This is a genomic window from Marinobacter sp. MDS2, assembly GCF_030718085.1.
GTDB lineage: Bacteria > Pseudomonadota > Gammaproteobacteria > Pseudomonadales > Oleiphilaceae > Marinobacter.
On sequence record NZ_JAVAJF010000003.1, the window covers coordinates 230,971 to 253,539 of the forward strand.

Here is a 22,569-nt window from a genome sequence, read left to right on the forward strand (position 1 = left end):
GGCCTTTGTGTGTTTTCCGGTGTGCCCAAAGCAATTACTTGTTCGGGTAATCGCGCTTCGGCGAGCCGGTGTACAACTGGCGAGGGCGGCCGATGCGGTTGGCGCCGCTGACCATTTCGTTCCAGTGTGAGAACCAGCCGATTGTCCGGGACATTGCGAAAATAACGGTAAACATGGAGGTTGGAATACCGATAGCTTTCAGAATGATGCCGGAGTAGAAGTCGACGTTCGGGTAAAGCTGACGCTTCACGAAGTATTCGTCTTCCAAGGCGATTTTTTCCAGACGCTGGGCGATCTTCAGCAGAGGGTCGTTCTCCAGGCCGAGCTCGCTCAACACTTCGTGAGCGGTTTGAGCCATAACCTTGGCGCGCGGGTCGAAGTTCTTGTAAACCCGGTGACCAAAGCCCATCAGGCGGAACGGATCGTCTTTGTCTTTCGCCTTTGCGATGAACTTTTCAATATTGGATTCGTCACCGATCTCGGCCAGCATGTCCAGAACGGCTTCGTTCGCGCCGCCGTGTGCCGGGCCCCACAGTGCCGCGATGCCGGAGGCGATGCAGGCGTATGGGTTGGCGCCAGTGGAACCTGCCAGGCGAACTGTGGAGGTTGAGGCGTTCTGCTCGTGATCTGCGTGCAGAATGAAGATCTTGTCCATCGCATTCGCGAGAACCGGGTTCGGTTTGTACTCTTCGCACGGTGTGCCAAACATCATTTGCAGGAAGTTTTCTGCGTATGACAGGTCGTTGCGCGGGTACATGAACGGCTGGCCTACGGAGTATTTGTAACACCAGGCCGCAATGGTTGGCATTTTCGCGATCAGGCGGTGAGCGGTGATCTCACGCTGCTTCGGATCGCCAACATCCATCTGGTCGTGGTAGAACGCGGACAGCGCTCCGACAACCCCACACATAATTGCCATCGGGTGCGCATCACGGCGGAAGCCGTTGAAGAAGTTGCGCATCTGGTCGTGCAGCATGGTGTGGTTTTTAATGGTGGTGTGGAAGCGCTTGTTCTCTTCTTCGCTCGGCAGTTCGCCGTTCAGGAGGAGGTAGCACACTTCAAGGAAGTCGGATTTTTCAGCGAGCTGGTCGATCGGGTAGCCCCGATGCAACAGAACGCCGTTGGCGCCATCGATATAAGTGATAGCGGATTCGCAGGCTGCGGTAGAAACAAAGCCTGGATCGTAAGTAAAAACGCCTTCCTGGACTAGCCCGCGTACGTCAATAACGTCAGGGCCGACGGTGCCGGAGTAAACCGGAAGCTCAATGGACTTATCTCCCACCGAGAGCGTGGCTTTCCTGTCGGTCATGGTGCTCTCCTGTTCAATTAGCTTAACAGCTCTTTGCATTTATCGATGCGCGAGAAGGCGCGTATTATCGCAAAACTGGCGGCAAAATATAGGGCGTTAGCTTTTTTTGTCAATCTATTGATGATGAAAACACGGATTTACATCGGCAAAAGTTGGCTCTGAAGCGCGGGAATTCGGCGCTTTGCGCGCTGAAAAATATTTGTCAATAAGCTGAATGGGTAAATCTGGTGTGCGGCTGACAAGGCTTTCAGCGTGGTTGCAGGTTTGTAATTACCGAGGTGTCTCCTTATAATCCGTAGCCCGGAATCGGGGATGCGCCTGCCTGCAGGCTATAGCATAGCAAGCTATCGGGTTGCCATCCGCCCTCCTGAACCAATCGGTTATCGGTTTCGTATCGATTCTCCGGTCCCAACATACTAACCATCCGCTGCCGGAATATCGGTTTTGCGGAACCAAAAGAGAGTGTGAGAGCGCTGTGAATAGCAAACGACCAGTAAATCTCGATCTCGGCAAGTTCCATTTTCCGCTGCCAGCCATTACTTCGATCCTGCATCGCATCAGCGGCATCATCATCTTTGTGGGTGTTGCTTTCCTGATGTACGGCTTGGATCTCTCCTTGTCCGGAGAAGATGGCTTCAATCGTGTAAATGAACTGCTGGACAGCTTCCTGGCAAAGCTGATTACCTGGGGCATCCTGTCTGCTCTGCTGTACCACCTCGTTGCGGGCATTAAGCACCTGCTGATGGACGCTGGTATTGGCGAAGAGCTTGAGAGCGGTCGCCTTGCCGCGAAAATCACGCTAGTGGTTTCCATTGTTCTGATTGTTCTGGCAGGAGTCTGGGTATGGGCATGAACAGTGTAACGAATATCGGTCGTAACGGGATTCAAGATTGGATCATTCAGCGTGCTACAGCCTATGTGTTGGCTCTTTATACGCTGTTCCTTTTGGGCTTCTTTGCCACGACTGACGTTGATTACCAGGCTTGGGCTGCGCTGTTCAATCAGGGTTGGTTCAAGATCTTTAGCCTGCTGGCGCTGCTTTCTATTGCCGGGCATGCGTGGGTCGGTTTGTGGACCGTTTCCACTGACTATATCAAATCGGCACTTCCGCGTTTCTTGCTGCAGGCAGCTTGCATCCTAGTGATGTTCGTATATGTCGTGTGGGGCATTCAGATCCTTTGGGGGCTTTAATCGATGTCTAACATCAAAACCATGTCTTACGACGCGATTGTTATCGGTGGTGGTGGAGCTGGTATGCGAGCCGCCCTCCAGCTGACTGAGTCTGGCCTTAACACCGCGTGTATCACGAAAGTATTTCCGACCCGCTCGCACACAGTATCCGCTCAGGGCGGTATTACTTGTGCGATCGCAAGTGCCGATCCCAACGATGATTGGCGCTGGCACATGTACGATACCGTCAAGGGCTCCGACTACATCGGTGACCAGGACGCGATCGAATACATGTGTTCTGTAGGTCCTCAGGCGGTATTTGAGCTTGAGCATATGGGGCTGCCGTTCTCCCGTACCGAGCAAGGTCGTATTTATCAGCGTCCTTTCGGTGGTCAGTCCAAGGGGCCGGACAACCCGACTCAGGCGGCTCGTACGTGTGCTGCAGCTGACCGTACTGGTCACGCGCTCCTGCACACTCTTTACCAGGCAAACCTGAAAGGCGGCACCAGCTTCCTTAATGAGTGGTATGCCGTCGATCTGGTCAAAAACTCCAAGAACGAGGTTGTTGGTGTTGTGGCCATCGAAATTGAAACCGGTGAAGTTGCCTATATCAAATCCAAGGCAACCGTTCTGGCCACTGGTGGTGCTGGTCGTATTTATGCGTCTACAACCAACGCACTGATCAATACCGGTGACGGTATTGGTATGGCGCTGCGTGCCGGCTTCCCGGTTCAGGATATGGAAATGTGGCAGTTCCACCCAACTGGCATCTACGGTGCCGGTACGTTGGTAACCGAGGGTTGCCGGGGTGAGGGCGGTTATCTGATCAACTCCGAAGGTGAGCGTTTCATGGAGCGTTATGCGCCGAACGCAAAAGACCTGGCGGGTCGTGACGTTGTTGCGCGCTCCATGGTTCTGGAAATTCTGGAAGGACGTGGTTGTGGCCCTGAAAAGGATCACGTACTGCTAAAGCTGGATCACCTGGGTGAAGAAACTCTGAATCTGCGTTTGCCGGGTATTTGTGAGCTGTCACGTACGTTTGCTCACGTGGATCCGGTAAAAGAGCCGGTTCCGGTTGTTCCGACCTGTCACTACATGATGGGTGGTGTACCGACTAACGTTGGTGGTCAGGCCTTGACCCAAGACGAAAATGGCAACGATAAGCCGATCCCGGGTCTGTTTGCTTGCGGTGAAGCGGCTTGTGTATCCGTGCACGGTGCCAACCGTCTGGGCGGTAACTCGTTGCTGGATCTGGTTGTCTTTGGTCGTGCGGCTGGTCTGCACATTGAAGAGCAGATTCGTGGCGGCTTTGAAGTGGATAGTGCCAGCGATGAAGACATCAAGCGTGCCATGGCGCGTCTGGATCGCCTGAACAATGCATCCGAAGGTGAGGATGTAGCGGCGGTTCGTAAGGATCTTCAGAACTGCATGCAGCTGTACTTCGGTGTATTCCGTGACGGCAAGAGCATGGAAGAGGGTCTCAAGAAGCTGGAAGCGATTGGCGAGCGTGTTCGCAAGACCAAGCTGGCTGATACCAGTCAGGCCTTTAATACAGCTCGTATCGAAGCGCTTGAGCTCGATAACCTGTATGAGGTTGCATTGGCGACCGCTATTTCGGCAAATGAGCGTAAAGAAAGTCGTGGTGCTCACGCCCGTAACGATTTCACCGAGCGTGACGACGAGAACTGGCTGAAGCATTCCATGTACTTCCCGCTCGAGAAGCGTGTGGGCAAGCGTGACGTGAACTTTGCGCCGAAGACTGTTCCGACCTTCGAGCCGAAAGTCCGGACCTACTAAGGGGAGATTCTGAATATGTTGGTAAGTCTGTATCGCTACAATCCAGAAGCTGATAACGCCCCTTACATGCAGGATGTTGAGGTTGAGATTCCTGCAGGCAAAGACCTGATGGTTCTGGATGTTCTGAATCTCGTGAAGGAGAAAGATCCTTCCATGAGTTACCGTCGTTCCTGCCGCGAAGGCGTGTGCGGTTCTGACGGCATGAACATGAACGGCAAGAACGGGTTGGCTTGCATCACTCCGGTTTCCGACGTGGTCAAGAACAACAAACTGGTTTTGCGCCCGTTACCGGGTCTGCCGGTCATTCGTGACCTGGTTGTCGACATGGGTCTTTTCTACAAGCAGTACGAAAAGGTTATGCCGTACCTGGTCAATGACAAGCCAGCTCCAGCTATTGAGCGCCTGCAGTCGCCGGAAGAGCGTGAAAAGCTGGATGGTCTGTACGAGTGTATTCTCTGTGCATGCTGTTCAACGTCGTGCCCTTCGTTCTGGTGGAATCCGGATAAGTTCATCGGGCCGGCAGGTCTGCTGCAGGCCTACCGTTTTCTTGCAGACAGTCGTGACACGGCTCAGGCCGAGCGTTTGGCTGAGCTGGATGACCCGTTCAGCGTATTCCGCTGCAGGGGCATCATGAACTGCGTCAGCGTATGTCCGAAAGGTCTGAACCCGACCAAGGCGATTGGTCATATTCGGAATTTGTTGCTGCAAAGAGCCACCTGACGGGCAAATCCCGAAGAAATAGCTATACTGGTACCCCGGTGCCAGTTAGTACTCCTGAAGGCCTCGCATATGCGGGGCCTTCAACCAAAGGCTTATAGTCAAAAGTCTTACCAGGATGCAAACTGACTCCGCTGCCTGGTTCCCTTCCTATGGTTTCCTCGCAGTGTCGCTGAGTACAACAAATCACAGGGGACGGAAACATCCGTAATGGTTGTGGTATCCGGTTGTCATGCCGTAATAACCCGTATTGACTGGAAAATACCACTGGCCGACCATACCCGCTCCCCCGCACCAGCCAAGGTGAGCTATTCAAAATGCACGAAAGCATCATGGAGCAGTTATGGCAGACTTCCCACTTGCAGGGTGGAAATCTAGCCTATGTTGAACAGCTTTTTGAAACCTACCTGACAGACCCCAATGCTATTCCTGAAGAGTGGCGGAGCTACTTCGATAAGCTCCCGAGTGTCGATGGCCAACAAGGTCGTGACGTTATCCACTCGACGATCCGTGAACAGTTTGAACACATCTCGCGTAATCAGCGCTTTTTGGCCAGTGGCGGCGTTCCGGCCAGCGCCACATCCGATGCTGACAAAAAGCAGATTCGTGTTCTTCAGCTGATCAACGCGTATCGTTTCCGCGGACACCAGGAATCCAAGCTTGACCCTCTGGGTGTCTGGCAGCGTGAACCCGTAGAAGATCTTGATCCGGCTTTTCACGAGCTGAATGAATCCGATCTGGATCTCGAGTTTCAGACCGGCTCTTTGAGCTTCGGTTCCGAAACGATGAAGCTCAAAGACATTGTCGACGGGCTTCGCCAAACCTATTGTCAAAGTATCGGCGCAGAATACATGCACGTGGTGGATACCCGCATCAAGCGGTGGTTCCAGCAGCGCATGGAGCCGGTACGTTCCCGTCCTCAGTACGAGCCTGAAACACGCAAGCATCTTCTGGAGCGCCTGACCGCTGCTGAAGGGCTTGAGAAGTATCTGGGCTCCCGTTACCCGGGTGTTAAGCGTTTCGGTCTTGAGGGCGGTGAGAGCCTGATTCCTTGCCTCGACGAATTGATTCAGCGTGCCGGATCATACGGCGCCAAAGAGATCGTGCTGGGCATGGCGCACCGTGGTCGTTTGAACGTGTTGGTTAACACGCTCGGTAAGAACCCGAAAGAATTGTTTGATGAATTCGAGGGTAAGAAACTCGCGGATTCCGGCTCTGGTGACGTTAAGTATCACCAAGGCTTCTCGTCGAACGTCATGACTCCGGGTGGTGAAGTGCACCTGGCAATGGCGTTTAACCCGTCGCACCTGGAAATTGTTGCTCCGGTTGTTGTGGGTTCGGTTCGAGCGCGTCAGGATCGTCGTAACGACACAGATGGCAGCAAGGTGTTGCCGATCGTTATGCACGGCGATGCGGCTTTTGCCGGCCAGGGCGTGGTGATGGAAACCTTCCAGATGTCCCAGACCCGGGGCTTTGGAGTCGGTGGTACCATCCACATCGTGATCAACAACCAGGTTGGCTTTACCACCAGCCGGCAGGAAGACGCCCGCTCTACAGAATACTGTACTGACGTGGCGAAGATGGTGCAGGCACCTATTCTTCACGTGAATGCAGACGATCCTGAAGCGGTGATGTTCGCAACTCACTTGGCGGTTGATTACCGCAATGAGTTTAAGCGTGATGTCGTAATCGATCTGGTTTGCTACCGCCGTCGTGGCCACAACGAAGCGGATGAGCCGGCTGCTACCCAGCCGTTGATGTACGAAAAGATTCGTAAGCTGAAAACCACCCGCAATATCTACGCTGACCGTTTGATGCAGGACGGTATCCTCAATGAGGATGAAGTCAAGCAGATGGAAACAGAGTACCGGGATGCACTCGATAATGGCGAGCATGTCGTCAAGTCGTTGGTACAAGAGCCCAACAAAGATTTGTACGTGGATTGGACGCCTTACCTCGGCCATGAGTGGACAGCCAAGTGTAAAACCAGCGTAGCGGCTAAAACGATCAAGAAGCTGGGTACGAAGTTGACGCAGGTTCCGGAAGGATTCAGTGTGCAGCGTCAGGTATCCAAGATCGTCAACGATCGCGAGAAAATGACCGCTGGCGCTCTTCCGCTGAACTGGGGTTACGGTGAGATGATGTCGTACGCGACACTCCTCAACGAAGGCCACCAGATTCGCTTGACCGGTCAGGACGTGGGTCGTGGTACCTTCTCCCACCGTCACGCGGTGTTGCACAACCAGAAAGACGGATCCTCCCACATCTCGCTTCAGGCGTTGTCGGACGACCAGCCGAATTTCGATATTTATGACTCGCTGCTGTCTGAAGAAGCGGTTATGGCGTTCGAATACGGCTATGCAACCACTCAGCCGGACGCGTTGATCATTTGGGAAGCGCAGTTTGGTGACTTCGCCAACGGTGCTCAGGTGGTTATCGACCAGTTCCTGACCAGTGGCGAACACAAGTGGGGCCGGTTGTGCGGTCTGACACTTCTGTTGCCGCACGGTTATGAAGGGCAGGGGCCTGAGCATAGCTCTGCTCGCTTGGAGCGTTTCCTTCAGCTTTCCGCTCAGCACAACATTCAGGTATGTGTACCAACAACTCCGTCGCAGGTGTTCCATATGCTGCGTCGCCAGGTTAAGCGGCCGCTGCGCAAGCCTTTGATCGCCATTACGCCGAAGAGTTTGTTGCGTCACAAAGAAGCGACTTCAAACCTGGACGATTTGACCTCTGGCACATTCCAGACCGTGTTGCCTGAAAAGGATCTGCCGGATCCGAAGAAGGTAACTCGTCTCATCATGTGCAGCGGCAAGGTGTTTTACGATCTGCTGGATAAAAAGAAGGCAGATGAGCGTGATGACGTGGCTTTGGTTCGTATTGAGCAGCTTTACCCGTTCCCGGCGGATGATCTGGATGAAATTCTGGGTCAGTATCCGAAGCTGAAATCTGTGGTGTGGTGTCAGGAAGAGCCCATGAACCAGGGTGCCTGGTACCCAAGTCAGCACCATATGCGCAATGCGCTGCAGCGCCTGAACCCAAAACTCCACCTTCAGTATGCCGGTCGTGAGCCTTCTGCTGCTCCTGCGTGTGGTCACATGTCTGTCCACATCGAAGAACAGAAGAAGTTGGTTAACGACGCGTTCGAAATCTGACGAGCTACCGAGCTAAGGAATTGTAATGACAACAGAGATTAAAGCCCCAGTTTTCCCTGAGTCGGTCGCCGAAGGCACCGTCGCGACTTGGCACAAGCAGCCAGGCGAAGCCTGTTCACGTGACGAGCTGATTGTTGATATCGAAACCGACAAAGTCGTGCTCGAAGTGGTTGCTCCGGCTGACGGTGTGATTGAAGAAATCGTAAAAGCCGAAGGCGATACCTGCGAAAGCGGCGAAGTGATCGGTAAGTTTAAAGAAGGTGCCGCTGGTGAATCCAAACCGGCAGAAAGCAAGGCCGATAGCAGCAAGGACGAAGAAGCGTCCGAGAAGAGCGAAGAGGCTCCTGCATCCGGTGACGCGATTTTGAGCCCGGCAGCGCGTAAGCTGGCCGACGAGAACAACGTTGATCCGGCCGCTGTTAAGGGTACCGGCAAAGACGGTCGTGTTACCAAAGAAGACGTACAGAGCCACATCGATAGCAAAAAGTCGTCAGGTTCTTCTGCGTCTAAGCCTGCCGCTGCACCGGAAGTAAACGTTGCACCGGGTGAGCGCCCGGAGAAGCGTGTTCCGATGACCCGTTTGCGTGCAAGCATCGCCAAGCGTTTGGTTGAAGCTCAGCAGACTGCTGCTATGTTGACCACGTTCAACGAAGTGAACATGGCACCGATCATGGAACTGCGTAAGCAGTATCAGGACAGCTTTGTTAAGCGCCACGACATCAAACTGGGTTTCATGTCGTTCTTCGCCAAAGCGGCAACCGAAGCGTTGAAGCGTTTCCCGGCGGTTAACGCCTCGATCGATGGCAACGACATGGTTTACCACGGCTACCAGGATATCGGCGTTGCCGTATCGACCGAGCGTGGTCTGGTTGTACCTGTGCTTCGCGATGTTGACGCAATGGGTCTGGCGGATATCGAGAAGAAGATCGTTGAATACGGTACCAAGGCCAAAGGTGGCAAGCTGGGTATTGAAGATATGACCGGCGGTACCTTCACCATCACCAACGGTGGTATTTTTGGTTCGTTGATTTCTACGCCAATCCTGAACCCGCCTCAAACGGCTATTCTTGGTATGCACAAGATCCAGGAGCGCCCGATGGCGGTGAACGGCAAGGTTGAGATCTTGCCGATGATGTACCTGGCGCTGTCATACGATCACCGTATGATTGACGGCAAAGACGCTGTTCAGTTCCTGGTAGCCATCAAGGAAATGCTTGAAGACCCGGCGCGCATCCTGCTGGACGTGTAAGCTGATACGCAACGAATCTGAGAACAGGAATAATTATGTCCGATAAGTACGATGTCATTGTCATTGGTGCCGGCCCCGGCGGTTATGTGGCGGCTATCAAGGCTGCCCAGCTGGGCCTGAAAACTGCATGTGTAGAGTCCTGGACTGCCGAAGACGGTAAGAGCCAGGTGCTGGGTGGAACCTGCCTGAACGTAGGTTGTATTCCTTCTAAAGCGCTGCTGGAAGTGACTCACAAGTTCGAAGAAGCGAGCCACGATTACGAGTCCATGGGTATTTTGGCCAAGAGCGTCGATATCGATGTGGCCAAAATGATGGAGCGCAAGGCGGGTATCGTTAAGCAGTTGACCGGCGGCATCGCCGGTCTGTTCAAGGCCAACGGCGTAACGTCGATCCACGGTCATGGCAAGTTGCTGAACGGTCGCAAGGTAGAAGTGACCGATAAAGACGGCAAAACCAAGACTTACGAAGCTGAAAACGTCATCCTGGCGAGCGGTTCAAAGCCGGTTGAAATTCCACCTGCGCCGTTTGACGGCGAGTACATCGTCGATTCTGAAGGTGCACTTGAGTTCACCGAAGTGCCTAAGCGTTTGGGCGTTATCGGTGCCGGCGTTATCGGCCTCGAGCTGGGCAGTGTTTGGGCGCGCTTGGGCTCCGAAGTGACCATTCTGGAAGCGCAAGACAACTTCCTGCCAGTGGTTGATCAGCAGATTGCCAAAGACGCACTCAAGCAGTTCAAGAAGCAGGGCCTGGACATCATCACCGGTGCTCGTATGACGGGTGCCGAGGTGAAGCGTAAGCTGGTAAACGTCAGCTACGAAGATTCCAAAGGCAAGCAGGAAGCGAAGTTCGACAAGCTGATCGTTGCGGTTGGCCGTCGTCCTTATACCGACGGGCTGCTGGCTGAAGACTCCGGCGTAAGTCTCGACGAGCGCGGCTTCATTTTTGTTGACGACAAGTGCAAAACCGAAGCGCCTGGCGTGTGGGCGGTTGGTGATATCGTTCGTGGCCCGATGCTGGCACACAAGGCATCTGAAGAAGGTGTCATGGTTGCTGAGCGTATCGCAGGCCACAAGCCTCAGGTTAATTACGACTGCATTCCGAACGTGATATACACGGCTCCGGAAGTTGCTTGGGTCGGTAAAACGGAAGAGCAGCTGAAGGCCGAAGGGGAAGAGTACAACGTTGGTACTTTCCCGTTCGCTGCAAACGGTCGTGCTATGGCAGCCAACGCCACCGGTGGTTTGGTCAAGATCATCGCAGATGCGAAGACGGACCGCATTCTTGGCTTCCACGTTGTGGGGCCGCAGGCGTCAGAAATCGTAGCTCAGGGCGTGATCGCCATGGAGTTCGGTTCTACCGCTGAAGATCTGGCCTTGACGTGCTTTGCGCACCCGACTCTGTCCGAGTCTGTGCATGAAGCCGCTCTGGCCGTTGCGGGCGGGGCGATTCACGTCGCCAACCGTCGCAAAAAGAAGTAACGCAGACCAGAAGCAAGGGGCGCCCGAAAGAGCGCCCCTTCGCTATAACAACAACCGATTTCTGGTTGCGGACATGATGAGCTGAGGTGATCCCCTGCTCATCAAACCGAATTCGCATTTAAGACTTCCCATGAGGGAAGCAGCGGGTTCTTCTCCGTACGTGGTTATCCTCCATCAAATAGCGGGACATTAACTATGAATTTGCATGAATATCAGGGCAAACAGCTATTCGCTGAATACGGCCTGCCTGTCTCACAAGGCATCGCCTGTGACACCCCGGAAGAAGCAGTTGCAGCGGCCGAAAAAATTGGCGGCGACAGCTGGGTTGTCAAAGCACAGGTGCACGCTGGTGGCCGTGGTAAGGCTGGCGGCGTAAAGCTGGTCAAGAACACAGACGACATCCGTGCATTTGCCGAACAGTGGTTGGGCAAGAATCTGGTGACTTTCCAGACCGACGAAAACGGTCAGCCTGTTAGCAAGATTCTTGTCGAGTCATTGACTGACATCGATCAGGAGCTTTACCTGGGTGCCGTTGTCGACCGTGGTACTCGTCGTATCGTGTTCATGGCGTCCACCGAAGGTGGCGTTGAGATTGAAACGGTTGCTGAAGAAACTCCGGAAAAGATCCTGCGTGCAGAAATTGATCCGCTGGTAGGCCCTCAGCCATACCAGGGCCGCGATCTGGCGTTCCAGTTGGGTCTGGAAGGCAAGCAGATCGGTCAGTTCACCAAGATCTTCATGGGTCTGGCGAAGCTGTTCGAAGACTACGACCTGGCATTGATGGAAATTAACCCGCTGGTGATCACTCCGGCTGGTGATCTGCACTGCCTGGACGCAAAAATCGGCGCAGACGGCAACGCTCTGTACCGTCAGAAGAAGCTGCAGGAAATGCGCGATCCTTCACAGGAAGACGCCCGTGAAGCGGAAGCGGCTGCCTGGGAACTGAACTACGTTGCGCTTGAAGGCAACATCGGTTGCATGGTTAACGGCGCTGGGCTGGCCATGGGTACCATGGACATCATCAAGCTGTCTGGCGGTAAGCCGGCCAACTTCCTGGACGTAGGCGGCGGCGCGACTAAAGAGCGTGTATCCGAAGCGTTCAAGATCATCCTGTCTGACGATGCAGTACAAGCCGTTCTGGTTAACATCTTCGGCGGTATCGTTCGTTGCGACATGATTGCTGAAGGCATCATCGGCGCAGTGAAAGAAGTAGGCGTTAAAGTACCCGTTGTTGTTCGCCTTGAAGGTAACAACGCTGAGCTGGGTTCCAAAGTTCTGGCTGACAGTGGCTTGAACATCATCGCCGCAAGCAGCCTTGCTGACGCTGCTGAGCAAGTTGTTAAAGCCGCAGGGGGTAAATAATGAGCATCCTGATTAATAAAGACACCAAGGTAATCTGCCAGGGCTTTACCGGCGCACAGGGTACTTTCCACTCTGAGCAGGCTATCGAATACGGCACCAAAATGGTTGGTGGCGTTAGCCCGGGTAAGGGCGGTACTACTCACTTGGGTCTGCCGGTATTCAACACCGTGCGTGAAGCCGTAGAACAGACTGGTGCTCAGGCTACCGTTATCTACGTGCCAGCACCGTTCTGTAAAGATGCCATCATCGAAGCGGCAGACGCCGGCCTCGAACTGATCGTGTGCATCACCGAAGGTATCCCGACCATCGATATGCTGTACGCCAAAGAATACGTTGATCGTAAAGGCGTGCGCATGATCGGGCCTAACTGCCCAGGTGTTATCACTCCGGGCGAAAGCAAGATCGGCATCATGCCGGGCCACATTCACAAGCCAGGTAAGGTCGGTATCGTATCCCGCTCCGGCACCCTGACTTACGAAGCGGTCAAGCAGACCACTGACTTCGGTTACGGTCAGTCTACTTGCGTAGGTATTGGTGGTGACCCGATCCCGGGCTCCAACTTCATCGATATCCTGAAGCTGCTGCAGGACGATCCGCAGACAGAAGCCATTGTGATGATTGGTGAAATTGGTGGTACTGCTGAAGAAGAAGCGGCAGCCTTCATCAAAGATAACGTCACTAAGCCTGTTGTTTCCTACATTGCCGGCGTCACTGCGCCTCCAGGCAAGCGTATGGGCCACGCAGGTGCCATCATTTCAGGTGGTAAGGGCACCGCGGACGAGAAATTCGCAGCCCTGAACGACGCCGGTGTTAAAACCGTGCGCAGCCTGGCTGAAATCGGCAAGGCTTTGCAGGAAGTGACTGGCTGGTAAGCCTTTTCACAACCTGAGACAAACCCCCGGATTCGAAAGAATGCCGGGGGTTTGTCGTTTGAAGGCGAATGTTTTAATCCTGTTTGTTTAACGCAAGGGGGTGTTAAGACTATAATGCCCGGTCAGCCTGATTCTGAAACCCGCGGTTTCACGTTCATTCAGGCGCTTTATAAATAGAAAGAAGGAGTTTGTGCTTTGAGTTCCGTCGATTCCCAGCAAAGAATTTTGTCCGGCATGCGTCCGACCGGCAAGCTTCACCTCGGCCACTACCACGGTGTGCTGAAAAACTGGGTTAAACTCCAGCACGAATTCGAGTGCTTCTTCTTCGTTGCCGATTGGCACGCGTTAACCACGCAATACGACGATCCGTCCGGCATTGAGCAAAGTGTCTGGGACATGGTTGTGGATTGGTTGGCCGCCGGAGTAAACCCGGGCTCGTCCACAATGTTTATCCAGTCCCAGGTTCCGGAACACGCCGAGCTGCATTTGCTGCTTTCCATGATTACCCCGCTGGGCTGGCTTGAGCGAATCCCGACCTACAAAGATCAGCAGGAAAAGTTGCGCGAGAAGGATCTCGCCACATACGGTTTCCTGGGGTATCCGTTGCTGCAAACCGCGGATATTTTAATGTACCGCGCCGGCAAGGTGCCGGTTGGAGCCGATCAGGTTTCCCACGTGGAAATTACCCGTGAGATTGCCCGCCGCTTTAACCACATCTATGGCCGAGAGCCCGGGTTTGAAGAGCTTGCCGAGGCAGCCATTGTCAAAATGGGTAAGAAAAACGCCAAGCTGTACCGCTCGCTGAAAAAACGTTATCAGGAAGAAGGCAGTACCGAGGCGTTGGAAATCGCGCGTGCCTTGCTGAAAGAGCAGCAGAACATTTCGTTGGGTGACCGTGAGCGCTTGTATGGCTACATCGAAGGCGGCGGCAAGGTGATCCTGCCGGAACCCCAGCCATTGTTGACCCCGGAATCCAAAATGCCCGGGCTCGACGGGCAAAAAATGTCCAAGTCGTACAACAACTACATTGGCCTGCGCGAAGCGCCGGATAGCGTTGCCCAGAAAATCCGCACGATGCAGACCGACCCACAGCGTGTGCGCAGAACCGATCCGGGTGAGCCCGAGAAATGCCCGGTTTGGGGCATGCACAAGGTCTACTCCGACGAAGCAACCTGTGCTTGGGTACAGGAAGGTTGCCGCAGTGCCGGCATCGGGTGTCTGGAATGTAAAGCGCCCTTAATCGACGCCATCGTGGAAGAGCAGAAGCCACTGCACGAAAGGGCTAAAGAATACGAAGACGATCCGGATTTGGTGTACTCAATTCTCCAGGAAGGACGGGAGCGCGCGCGGGATGCCGCTAGAGACACCCTCGAAGAAGTTCGGGAAGCCATGGGGCTCAGTTACCGCTGAGTCGGGCCATTCATGGAAACGGGCGACGGTGGTATGACCGACGAGATTAAGGAGCCAATCGACGCTTCGTCGAACGAGATGGAGCAGGTGCCCCTCGCTCTGGTGTCGGGCAAGCCGCTGGTCGATGTTCCAAAGGATCTCTACATACCGCCTGATGCCCTGGCAGTCTTTCTCGAGGCCTTTGAAGGGCCTCTCGATTTGTTGCTGTATCTGATTCGGCGCCAGAACATGAACATTCTGGACATCGATGTCAGTGAAATAACCCGTCAGTACATGGAGTACATCGGAGCGGTGGAATCGATGCGCTTCGAGCTGGCGGCCGAATACCTGGTTATGGCGGCCACGCTCGCCGAGATCAAATCCCGCATGCTTTTGCCGCGCCAGGAAAGTGACGATGACGACGAACTGGACCCTCGAGCCGAACTGATTCGACGCCTGCAGCAATACGAGCGATTCAAAAAGGCCGCTGAAGACATTGATCAGATGCCGCGCGTGGAGCGTGACACGTTTATAGGTTCGGGCGCTTTGCCTAAACTGCCTTCGAGTCAGCCGCATCCGGATGTGGATATGCGAGAGTTGATTCTCGCGCTCCAGGGGGTGCTGAAACGCGCAGATTTGTTTACCAGTCACCATGTTGAGAAAGAACGCCTGTCTACGCGAGAGCGCATGTCGCATATCTTGTCTCTGTTGCAGGGAGATCGTTTCGTTACTTTCGAAAGCCTGTTTTCGGTCGAAGAAGGTCGGCTTGGCGTGGTGGTGAGTTTTCTGGCCACGCTTGAATTGGTGAAAGAGCAGTTGATCGAGCTGGTCCAGGCCGAGGTGCTTGGCCCTATTCATGTCAGGGCTCGGGCTGTTAGCTGAAGGATAATCGACGACCATGAACTCAGACGAACTTGTCAAAATTCAGGCGATTGCGGAGGCAGCTTTGTTAGCTGCAGGCAAGCCTTTGTCGGTTGAGCAACTCCGGGATTTGTTTCTGGAGAGCGAACGGCCCACCCGGCAGGTTATGGAACAGGCCATGGAGTTGCTGGGAAACGCATGCGAGGGCCGTGGGTTTGAATTGAAACAAGTGGCCAGCGGTTACCGGCTGCAGGTGAGGGAAGAGTTTGCGCCATGGGTAGCCCGGCTGTTTGAAGAAAAACCGCAGCGGTATTCCCGGGCATTGTTGGAAACGCTGGCGCTGATCGCTTACCGGCAACCCATCACTCGCGGCGAGATCGAAGAAATTCGCGGTGTTACGGTAAGCAGCAATATCATTCGGACCCTGCTTGAGCGAGAGTGGGTTCGGGTTGTGGGGCACCGTGATGTACCGGGCAGACCGGCCATGTATGCCACCACCAAACAGTTTTTGGATTACTTCAATCTCGCCGGTCTCGACGAGTTGCCCGCTTTATCAGAGGTGCGGGATTTGGAAGAGATCGGGCGTGAGATTGAAAAGAATATGCAGGGCGAGATTGAAGCGGACGGCCCCTCACCAGACAGCGAGGCCGCCGAAGTGCAGGAACCAGTCGAATCGCCCTCAGAGCAGACAATTCACTGACGCCTCGAAGGCATCAGATACTCAGGAAGGAAAGAATACATGGCGGCATCTAGCCCCGGAAAACCACGTGCAGGCAAAAAGGTCGCACAGGGTGATAAATCACTGACTGAAGGCCCTGAGCGCATTCAGAAGCTTTTGGCCCGCGCCGGCGTAGGTTCTCGCCGGGAGATAGAAGGCTGGATGGATGCCGGCCGTTTGCTGGTTAATGGCCAACCATCAGTGCCCGGCCAGAAAGCAACGATCGAAGATACCTTTGAGCTCGATGGCAAAAAACTGGATGTCTCATCGGCTGGCCAGGTTGTTCGCCGAGTGCTGATTTATAACAAGCCGGAAGGCGAAGTCACCACCCGCAAAGATCCGGAAGGCCGGCCAACGGTGTTCGACCGATTGCCACGCTTGAAAGACCAGCGTTGGATCTCAATCGGGCGTCTTGATTTGAACACCACCGGCTTGGTGTTGTTCACCACCGATGGTGAGTTGGCAAACCGTTTGATGCATCCTTCTCGCCAAATCGACCGTGAATACGCGGTACGGGTGTTTGGCGAAGTGGACGAAGCCATGATTCAGCGTCTGCTTCAGGGCGTTCTGCTGGAAGATGGTATGGCCCAGTTCTCCGATATCTCCGAAGCGGGTGGCAGCGGCATGAACAAATGGTTCCATGTCACCTTGCTCGAAGGCCGTAATCGTGAGGTCCGTCGGCTTTGGGAGTCTCAGGGCGTTCGAGTGAGCAGGCTGAAACGTGTTCGTTATGGTCCAATCTTCCTGCCAAGTCGTTTGTCCTTGGGCAAGTGGGAAGAGCTGGATCAGAAAGCGGTTGATTTGCTCAGCCGTACTGTCGAACTGCAATCGGTGCCTGTCCCTCAGAAAACCCCGGGAGAGCAGGCTGAACATGACCGGAAGCTGCGCAAGAGCCCGGGTCGATCCGTGCATAAATCCAAGCGCGGTAGTTGGCAGGTCAGCGATGCAGGGCAGCCAAAAGCCAAGCGGGACGTCAAAAAGAAGACGGCTGGCGGATCTCGCCCGGCTCGGAACAACCGGGGTTCTTAACCCCGGATCCGCTAAGGTATAGAGGCAAAGACGCGGCTGCAGTTGCGGCCGCCGGCTTTAGCTTGATACAGCGCCTCATCGGCGCGTGCCAGCCATTGTTCGGACTGCTCGTTGGTTAGATGGGCTGCAATACCGCAGCTGCCGGTTACCGTAATCGGTGTTTCCCCTCCGTCCACCCGGATGCTTTCCAGCGCCACTCGAATGCGCTCCGCCACGGTTCTGGCTTCCTGAATATCCGTGTGAGGCAGCAGGACTGCAAACTCTTCCCCGCCGAAGCGGTACACAGAATCTGAGTTTCGTATCGCCCGTTCTATGTTTTCAGCCGCTTTAGCCAGTATGTGGTCACCCACCACGTGGCCATGGTTGTCATTAATGCGCTTGAAATGGTCCAGATCGCACAAGATTAAGCTGCAAGGAGCATTTAAACGGTCTGAAAGGGAGCTTGCTCGTGTCAATTCTTCCTGCAGCGCCCGCTTATTGCCAATACCCGTAAGCGAATCGGTCAACGCAGCTTGTTCGATAGCAATGAATTGGCAAGCGTTGCGCAAGGGGCAAATGATGGCCGACAACATCATCTCGAAACCTGTCAGTTCGTCCTCGCTGAATCTTTGACGCCGGTGAAAGGTGAGCCAACCGTAATGGCTGTCTTCCAGGGACAGACGGTATTCGCAGCGGTGGGGGCCGCCTACGCCGGTAGAAAAAACAAAGTCCTGACGGGCAATCCTGTGGCGATACTGCATGGAGTCGAAGGGAATGATGGCGGAGATTTCTTCCGCGATTATCTCCAGCTGCTTTTCTAGCGATAAAGTCGTTGAGAGTCTCTTGGTTAATCGCGCCAGAGGATCCGGCTCTTGGCTCCATGCCTGAAATGCCTGTCTAAGTGCTGCCAGCTTGGCAGGTTTAGATTTGGAAGACTGGATTGTGGTCAGGTTTTTCACGGCAGTTTGCTCGTTCCGGGAAATAGAGATGGTCGGACTTATGCATCTTCGATGCCAAAGCTGTTTTATGGAGTAAAACCAGACAGATACCCGTATTGTTTGCCGTTTTGACAGGTGTAAGCTTCTTTTGTGTCAATGTTTTGGCAAGAGTTTGCCGGTCGATAACCGGCTGTCATCAAAATGTCCGACAAGGGTGTGGGGGCTTTGGACGCCTGTGATAAACTTCCGCGCTTGAGCGAAAACGTCACAGGTGAGCAGTTTTAGTATGAGATTTGAGGCCCCAGAGAGTCTGTCTGAACAGATAGCCCAGCACATTGGTCAACGCATTGTCGTTCGCAGTCTTGAGCCCGGTGAGCGTATTCAAGAGCTTAAAGTGGCCGGCGAGTTGAATGTTAGTCGTGGCTCCGTACGGGAGGCTTTGCTCATACTTGAGCGTCGTCATCTGGTGGAGATATACCCTCGAAGGGGGGCGGTGGTTTCAGAAATGACCCTCGCCTCGGTAAATGCTCTCTACGATATTTATATTGATCTGCTGTGCATGCTGGGGCGAAAGGTGTTGGAACGTTGGTCCGGGCACGAAATCAGTGGATTGGCAGAGCAGGTTCGAACGCACGCCTCGCTATTGGATGGTTTGAACGGGGCCCGCAACGACTCGGAACAGGTTATCGATGCCGGCTTTGAGTTAGTGCGCAATGCCTGTCAGATGGTTGAAAACCCATTCCTGCAGGAAACCCTCGAAAATTTTCGACCGGCCATAAGCCGAACCTATTACATGGTGCTTGAGAACCGGCCGAGTGAGGCGGCAAAAACCGGCCAGCTGTTTTTGAAGCTGGCGGATTCGGCGGCAACCAAAGATGCAGCCGAGCTTCAGCAGGTTATTCAAGAATACGGTGAGCACCAACGACAGCAGATTTTGACCATTCTCATGGAGGAGAACGCCTGATATGAGGCTTAAGTCCATTAAACTGGCCGGCTTCAAATCGTTTGTCGATCCCACAACGGTTCCATTCCCGACTAACCTCACTGCGGTGGTCGGTCCGAACGGCTGTGGCAAATCGAACATCATTGATGCCGTGCGCTGGGTAATGGGCGAAAGCTCCGCGAAATACCTGCGGGGCGAATCCATGTCAGACGTCATCTTCAATGGTTCCACCGCGCGAAAACCGGTAGGCCAGGCCTCGATTGAGCTGGTCTTTGATAATGACGCCGGCAAAGCCCCCGGCGAGTTTGTGAAATTCAATGAGATTTCGGTCAAACGCCGGGTTTCCCGAGAAGGGCAGTCTGAATACTTCCTCAACGGCTCCAAATGCCGCCGCCGTGATATTACAGATCTGTTTCTTGGCACCGGCCTCGGGCCCCGTAGCTACGCGATTATCGAGCAAGGAATGATTTCCCGCTTGATTGAAGCGAAGCCCGAGGAGTTGCGGGTTTATATTGAAGAAGCTGCGGGTATCTCAAAATATAAAGAGCGCCGCCGAGAAACTGAAAATCGCATTAAGCGTACCCAGGAAAACCTCGAACGTTTGACGGACCTGCGGGAAGAACTCGGCCGGCAGTTACAGCATTTGGAGCGTCAGGCCGCTGCGGCAGAAAAATACAAAGCCTATAAACACGAAGAGCGTCAGAAAAAGGCCGAGTTGACCGTTCTTCGTTGGAAGGCGCTCGATCAGGATCTGCAGACCTGGCGAGAAAAAATTCGTGATGCCGAACTTGAGCTGGAAAAGCTGCTCACTGAACGGGTTAATCTTGAAACCTCTCTGGAATCGTTGCGAGAGGCCCATCACGAGCGCACCGAGCACTTTAACCGTGCCCAGGCCAAATACTATGAAGCCGGTGCCGATATTGCCCGCATCGAACAGAGTCTCGAGCATCATCGGGACCGAAGCCGCCAGGCAGCCATGGAGTTGGATCAGGCGGTTGCCAATCAGCGTGAAATACAGCGCGAACTCGAACAAGACGACATCAAGCTTGCGACCATTCTTGAAGAACTCAGCATGATCGAGCCCGAGCAGGAAGCCTTGGCAATGCGGTCGGAAGAGTCGAGCGAGAAGCTACAGCTGGCCGAGGACGCCATGGCGGACTGGCAGCACCGCTGGGACGAATTCAGCACACGCTCTTCTGATGCCCGCCGCCAAGCCGAGCTGGCTCAATCTCGAATACGTTCGCTGGAAGAAGCCATCGCGCAACTGCAAACCCGCCATCAACGGTTGAAAGACGAGCAAGCGTTGCTTGAGGGTCAGCTGGACCGGTCCGAACTTGAGGAATTGCTTGAGCAGCAGGAAACCTTGGAGCTTCAACGGGAAGAAGCGTCTGAGCAAATTGAGATGTTGCAGGACAATGTGTATCAGGCCCGCCAGCATCTGAAAGAAGCTGACGCAGAGGTGTTGAACCACCGCCAGCACGTACAAAGCCTTCGTGCGTCGCTGGAATCCCAGCAAGCACTTTTGAGTGAACAAATGGGTGGTCAGGATGATGCTTTGCAACACTGGCTTACCGAGCACGGTTTCTCGGACGCTCCCCGCGTCGCGGCACAGCTCAACATAGAAAATGGTTGGGAATTTGCTGTAGAGCAGGTGATTGGCCGCTTTACTCAAGGTTTGGCGTTACCGGGGCTCGAGGATCACGGTGACGTTATTGCACGGGCGCCCAAAGGGGTTGCGGTGGTTGCTAAGAATGCGGCGGTCAGCGCAGGCAAATCGGGCCTTGCGGCCAAGGTCAGCGGGTTGGCCGCCATTGCAGCTTTGCTCAGCCATATCGATACTGCGAACTCCACGGAGGAGGCACTGGACCTCCGCGCAAGCCTGGATGTCAACCGCAGTGTTATCACACCCGAAGGCGTTTGGGTTGGCCGTGACTGGGTGTTGATGCCGGATTCGGATACCAGCCAGGTTGGCGTTATTGAACGGCAGAAAAAGGTTGATGAACTTCAGCAACAATTGGCCGCAGCTGAGGACAAGTTGGAATTGGCAACGGCAAAATTGGAGCAGCTGCAGGAACAGAGCGAGCGCGCTGAAACCGCTCGCGACGATGCCCAGGGGCGTTTGAGCGAGGTTCAACGCGAGTTGTCGAACCTTTCGTCACAGGTAAGCGGACTGAAGGCACGGGCAGAACAAATTGATGCCCGTATCGCCCGGATTCACGATGACATCGAAGACGTGACCGGCAATCTTGAAGAGCAGCAAATTCAACTTCAGGAAGCCAAAGAAGAATGGGATATGGCGTTGGCGTCGAGCGAAGACAGTGATGAAGAAAAGGAACGCTTGCTCGAACAGCGGGATACGCTCCGGGAAAACCTTGATCGATTGCGCCAGGATGCCCGCCACGACCGCGATCACGCGCATCAATTACAGCTTCAGTTGCAAACCCTCCACAGCCAGCGGGATGCTTTGAAGCAAACCATTGACCGGATGCAGCTGCAGAACGAGCGCCTTGAAGAGCGCCTCGAGGTGCTGCGTGAAACACGCGAGGGTTCCGAAGAGCCCATCGAAGATCTCAAGCTGCAATTGGAAGGCTTGTTGGAGCGTCGCCTGGCCGAAGAAGAAAAGCTGAGTGCCGCCAGAGATGCCCTGGAAGATATTGACAAAGAAGTACGTGACCGGGAGCAGGGGCGTAGCCGCACCGATCATGTTGTTCAGGATGTTCGGGCGAATCTCGAAAAGCTTAAAATGGAATCGCAAGCCCTTGAGATTCGGTCCGGCAACCATATTGAGCAGCTCACCGATCTGGGTGTGAAATTGCAGGAAGTGCTCGGCCAGCTTCCCGAAGACGCCGAAGAAAAGGTCTGGGCGGAAGAACTCACCAAAATTGGTAACCGCATTCAGCGGTTGGGCGCGATCAACCTCGCCGCTATCGAGGAGTACCAGGTTCAGAGTGAGCGTAAGAACTATCTGGATGAGCAGAACGACGATCTGATGGAAGCGTTGGAAACGCTGGATAACGCCATTCGCAAGATTGACCGGGAAACCCGGCAACGGTTCAGAGAAACGTTTGATCAGGTCAACGGGGGCTTGCAAGCACTGTTCCCGAAGGTGTTTGGCGGTGGCAGTGCGTATCTGGAGCTCACCAGCGACGACCTTCTGGAAACCGGTGTCGCCATCATGGCCCGGCCGCCTGGCAAGAAAAACAGCACGATCCACCTATTGTCGGGTGGCGAGAAGGCGCTGACGGCTATTGCTCTGGTGTTTTCAATCTTCCAGCTGAATCCGGCACCGTTTTGTATGTTGGACGAAGTGGATGCACCGTTGGACGATGCCAACGTAGGGCGTTACGCAAATCTGGTGAAAGAAATGTCCAAACAGGTACAATTTATCTACATTACCCATAACAAGATTGCTATGGAAATGGCAGATCAGCTGATGGGGGTTACCATGCATGAACCCGGCTGCTCTCGATTGGTAACGGTGGATGTAGACGAGGCGGCAGCTTTAGCTGAAGCCTAGAGCTGGTGGAAAAGCCACCAACCATGACAATACGGCCATCTGGGCCCGGTGCGCGTTGTATTCGCTACGGGCTTTTTTTAGAGTAA

General features: G+C 54.3%; 17 protein-coding genes. 15 read left to right on the top strand and 2 right to left on the bottom strand.

The window, feature by feature from the left end; all coding sequences use genetic code 11:
• Positions 1-34: 34 nt before the first annotated feature.
• Positions 35-1,309 carry a citrate synthase gene (gene gltA / locus Q9245_RS14285; protein ID WP_199007289.1) on the bottom strand — a complete coding sequence of 425 codons (1,275 nt, stop codon included), beginning with the start codon at positions 1,307-1,309 and terminating at the stop codon, positions 35-37.
• Between the two features lie 475 nt (positions 1,310-1,784).
• Here gltA and sdhC point away from each other — a divergent pair, with 475 nt between their 5' ends.
• The 13 genes from sdhC (at position 1,785) to rluB (ending at position 17,106) form a co-directional block, all read left to right on the top strand.
• On the top strand, positions 1,785-2,162 hold the full coding sequence (sdhC, locus tag Q9245_RS14290; protein WP_305897813.1) for a succinate dehydrogenase, cytochrome b556 subunit: 378 nt from the start codon (positions 1,785-1,787) through the stop codon (positions 2,160-2,162).
• Positions 2,159-2,500 (top strand): succinate dehydrogenase, hydrophobic membrane anchor protein, encoded by a 342-nt coding sequence (gene sdhD, locus Q9245_RS14295; protein ID WP_371824827.1) that lies wholly within the window; start codon positions 2,159-2,161, stop codon positions 2,498-2,500. The genes sdhC and sdhD overlap by 4 nt, the downstream gene beginning before the upstream one ends.
• Positions 2,501-2,503: 3 nt before the next feature.
• Positions 2,504-4,276, top strand: a complete 1,773-nt coding sequence (gene sdhA / locus Q9245_RS14300) for a succinate dehydrogenase flavoprotein subunit (protein ID WP_305897815.1) — start codon at positions 2,504-2,506, stop codon at positions 4,274-4,276.
• A gap of 15 nt (positions 4,277-4,291) precedes the next feature.
• Entirely contained in the window at positions 4,292-4,996 is a 705-nt protein-coding gene (locus Q9245_RS14305) for a succinate dehydrogenase iron-sulfur subunit (protein WP_247063327.1), read from the top strand.
• 314 nt (positions 4,997-5,310) lie between these two features.
• Complete coding sequence (locus Q9245_RS14310; RefSeq protein ID WP_305897816.1) at positions 5,311-8,148, top strand: 2-oxoglutarate dehydrogenase E1 component; 2,838 nt, start codon at positions 5,311-5,313, stop codon at positions 8,146-8,148.
• A 25-nt stretch (positions 8,149-8,173) separates the two neighbouring features.
• Complete coding sequence (gene odhB / locus Q9245_RS14315) at positions 8,174-9,397, top strand: 2-oxoglutarate dehydrogenase complex dihydrolipoyllysine-residue succinyltransferase (protein WP_305897817.1); 1,224 nt, start codon at positions 8,174-8,176, stop codon at positions 9,395-9,397.
• A gap of 35 nt (positions 9,398-9,432) precedes the next feature.
• Positions 9,433-10,875 (top strand): dihydrolipoyl dehydrogenase, encoded by a 1,443-nt coding sequence (gene lpdA / locus Q9245_RS14320; RefSeq protein ID WP_305897818.1) that lies wholly within the window; start codon positions 9,433-9,435, stop codon positions 10,873-10,875.
• 195 nt (positions 10,876-11,070) lie between these two features.
• Positions 11,071-12,237 (top strand): ADP-forming succinate--CoA ligase subunit beta, encoded by a 1,167-nt coding sequence (gene sucC, locus Q9245_RS14325; protein ID WP_305897819.1) that lies wholly within the window; start codon positions 11,071-11,073, stop codon positions 12,235-12,237.
• Positions 12,237-13,109 carry a succinate--CoA ligase subunit alpha gene (gene sucD, locus Q9245_RS14330; protein WP_305897820.1) on the top strand — a complete coding sequence of 291 codons (873 nt, stop codon included), beginning with the start codon at positions 12,237-12,239 and terminating at the stop codon, positions 13,107-13,109. The genes sucC and sucD overlap by 1 nt, the downstream gene beginning before the upstream one ends.
• Positions 13,110-13,304: 195 nt before the next feature.
• Positions 13,305-14,519, top strand: coding sequence for a tryptophan--tRNA ligase (locus Q9245_RS14335; RefSeq protein WP_305897821.1), 1,215 nt, complete (start codon positions 13,305-13,307; stop codon positions 14,517-14,519).
• A 33-nt stretch (positions 14,520-14,552) separates the two neighbouring features.
• The gene (locus tag Q9245_RS14340; RefSeq protein ID WP_305897822.1) at positions 14,553-15,380 is read left to right on the top strand and encodes a ScpA family protein; all 828 of its coding nucleotides are present in this window, start codon (positions 14,553-14,555) and stop codon (positions 15,378-15,380) included.
• A 16-nt stretch (positions 15,381-15,396) separates the two neighbouring features.
• Positions 15,397-16,059 carry an SMC-Scp complex subunit ScpB gene (gene scpB, locus Q9245_RS14345; protein WP_305897823.1) on the top strand — a complete coding sequence of 221 codons (663 nt, stop codon included), beginning with the start codon at positions 15,397-15,399 and terminating at the stop codon, positions 16,057-16,059.
• A 39-nt stretch (positions 16,060-16,098) separates the two neighbouring features.
• Entirely contained in the window at positions 16,099-17,106 is a 1,008-nt protein-coding gene (gene rluB / locus Q9245_RS14350; protein WP_305897824.1) for a 23S rRNA pseudouridine(2605) synthase RluB, read from the top strand.
• Positions 17,107-17,117: 11 nt separating this feature from the next.
• Here the strand turns inward: rluB and Q9245_RS14355 are convergent, their stop codons facing one another.
• Positions 17,118-18,044, bottom strand: coding sequence for a GGDEF domain-containing protein (locus Q9245_RS14355; RefSeq protein ID WP_305897825.1), 927 nt, complete (start codon positions 18,042-18,044; stop codon positions 17,118-17,120).
• 265 nt (positions 18,045-18,309) lie between these two features.
• On the opposite strand from Q9245_RS14355, the gene Q9245_RS14360 reads away from it, so the two are divergent.
• Positions 18,310-18,987 (top strand): GntR family transcriptional regulator, encoded by a 678-nt coding sequence (locus tag Q9245_RS14360; protein WP_305897826.1) that lies wholly within the window; start codon positions 18,310-18,312, stop codon positions 18,985-18,987.
• 1 nt (position 18,988) lies between these two features.
• A complete protein-coding gene (gene smc, locus Q9245_RS14365) occupies positions 18,989-22,483 on the top strand; it encodes a chromosome segregation protein SMC (protein WP_305897827.1) in 3,495 nt (1,164 codons plus the stop codon).
• The last annotated feature ends 86 nt before the right edge of the window (positions 22,484-22,569 follow it).

Coding starts and splice junctions, on each gene's coding strand:
- gltA (WP_199007289.1), bottom strand. CDS start 1,309: ATGACCGACAGGAAAGCCACGCTCTCGGTGGGAGATAAGTCCATTGAG.
- sdhD (WP_371824827.1), top strand. CDS start 2,159: ATGAACAGTGTAACGAATATCGGTCGTAACGGGATTCAAGATTGGATC.
- sdhA (WP_305897815.1), top strand. CDS start 2,504: ATGTCTAACATCAAAACCATGTCTTACGACGCGATTGTTATCGGTGGT.
- Q9245_RS14305 (WP_247063327.1), top strand. CDS start 4,292: ATGTTGGTAAGTCTGTATCGCTACAATCCAGAAGCTGATAACGCCCCT.
- Q9245_RS14310 (WP_305897816.1), top strand. CDS start 5,311: ATGCACGAAAGCATCATGGAGCAGTTATGGCAGACTTCCCACTTGCAG.
- odhB (WP_305897817.1), top strand. CDS start 8,174: ATGACAACAGAGATTAAAGCCCCAGTTTTCCCTGAGTCGGTCGCCGAA.
- lpdA (WP_305897818.1), top strand. CDS start 9,433: ATGTCCGATAAGTACGATGTCATTGTCATTGGTGCCGGCCCCGGCGGT.
- sucC (WP_305897819.1), top strand. CDS start 11,071: ATGAATTTGCATGAATATCAGGGCAAACAGCTATTCGCTGAATACGGC.
- sucD (WP_305897820.1), top strand. CDS start 12,237: ATGAGCATCCTGATTAATAAAGACACCAAGGTAATCTGCCAGGGCTTT.
- Q9245_RS14340 (WP_305897822.1), top strand. CDS start 14,553: ATGACCGACGAGATTAAGGAGCCAATCGACGCTTCGTCGAACGAGATG.
- scpB (WP_305897823.1), top strand. CDS start 15,397: ATGAACTCAGACGAACTTGTCAAAATTCAGGCGATTGCGGAGGCAGCT.
- rluB (WP_305897824.1), top strand. CDS start 16,099: ATGGCGGCATCTAGCCCCGGAAAACCACGTGCAGGCAAAAAGGTCGCA.
- Q9245_RS14360 (WP_305897826.1), top strand. CDS start 18,310: ATGAGATTTGAGGCCCCAGAGAGTCTGTCTGAACAGATAGCCCAGCAC.
- smc (WP_305897827.1), top strand. CDS start 18,989: ATGAGGCTTAAGTCCATTAAACTGGCCGGCTTCAAATCGTTTGTCGAT.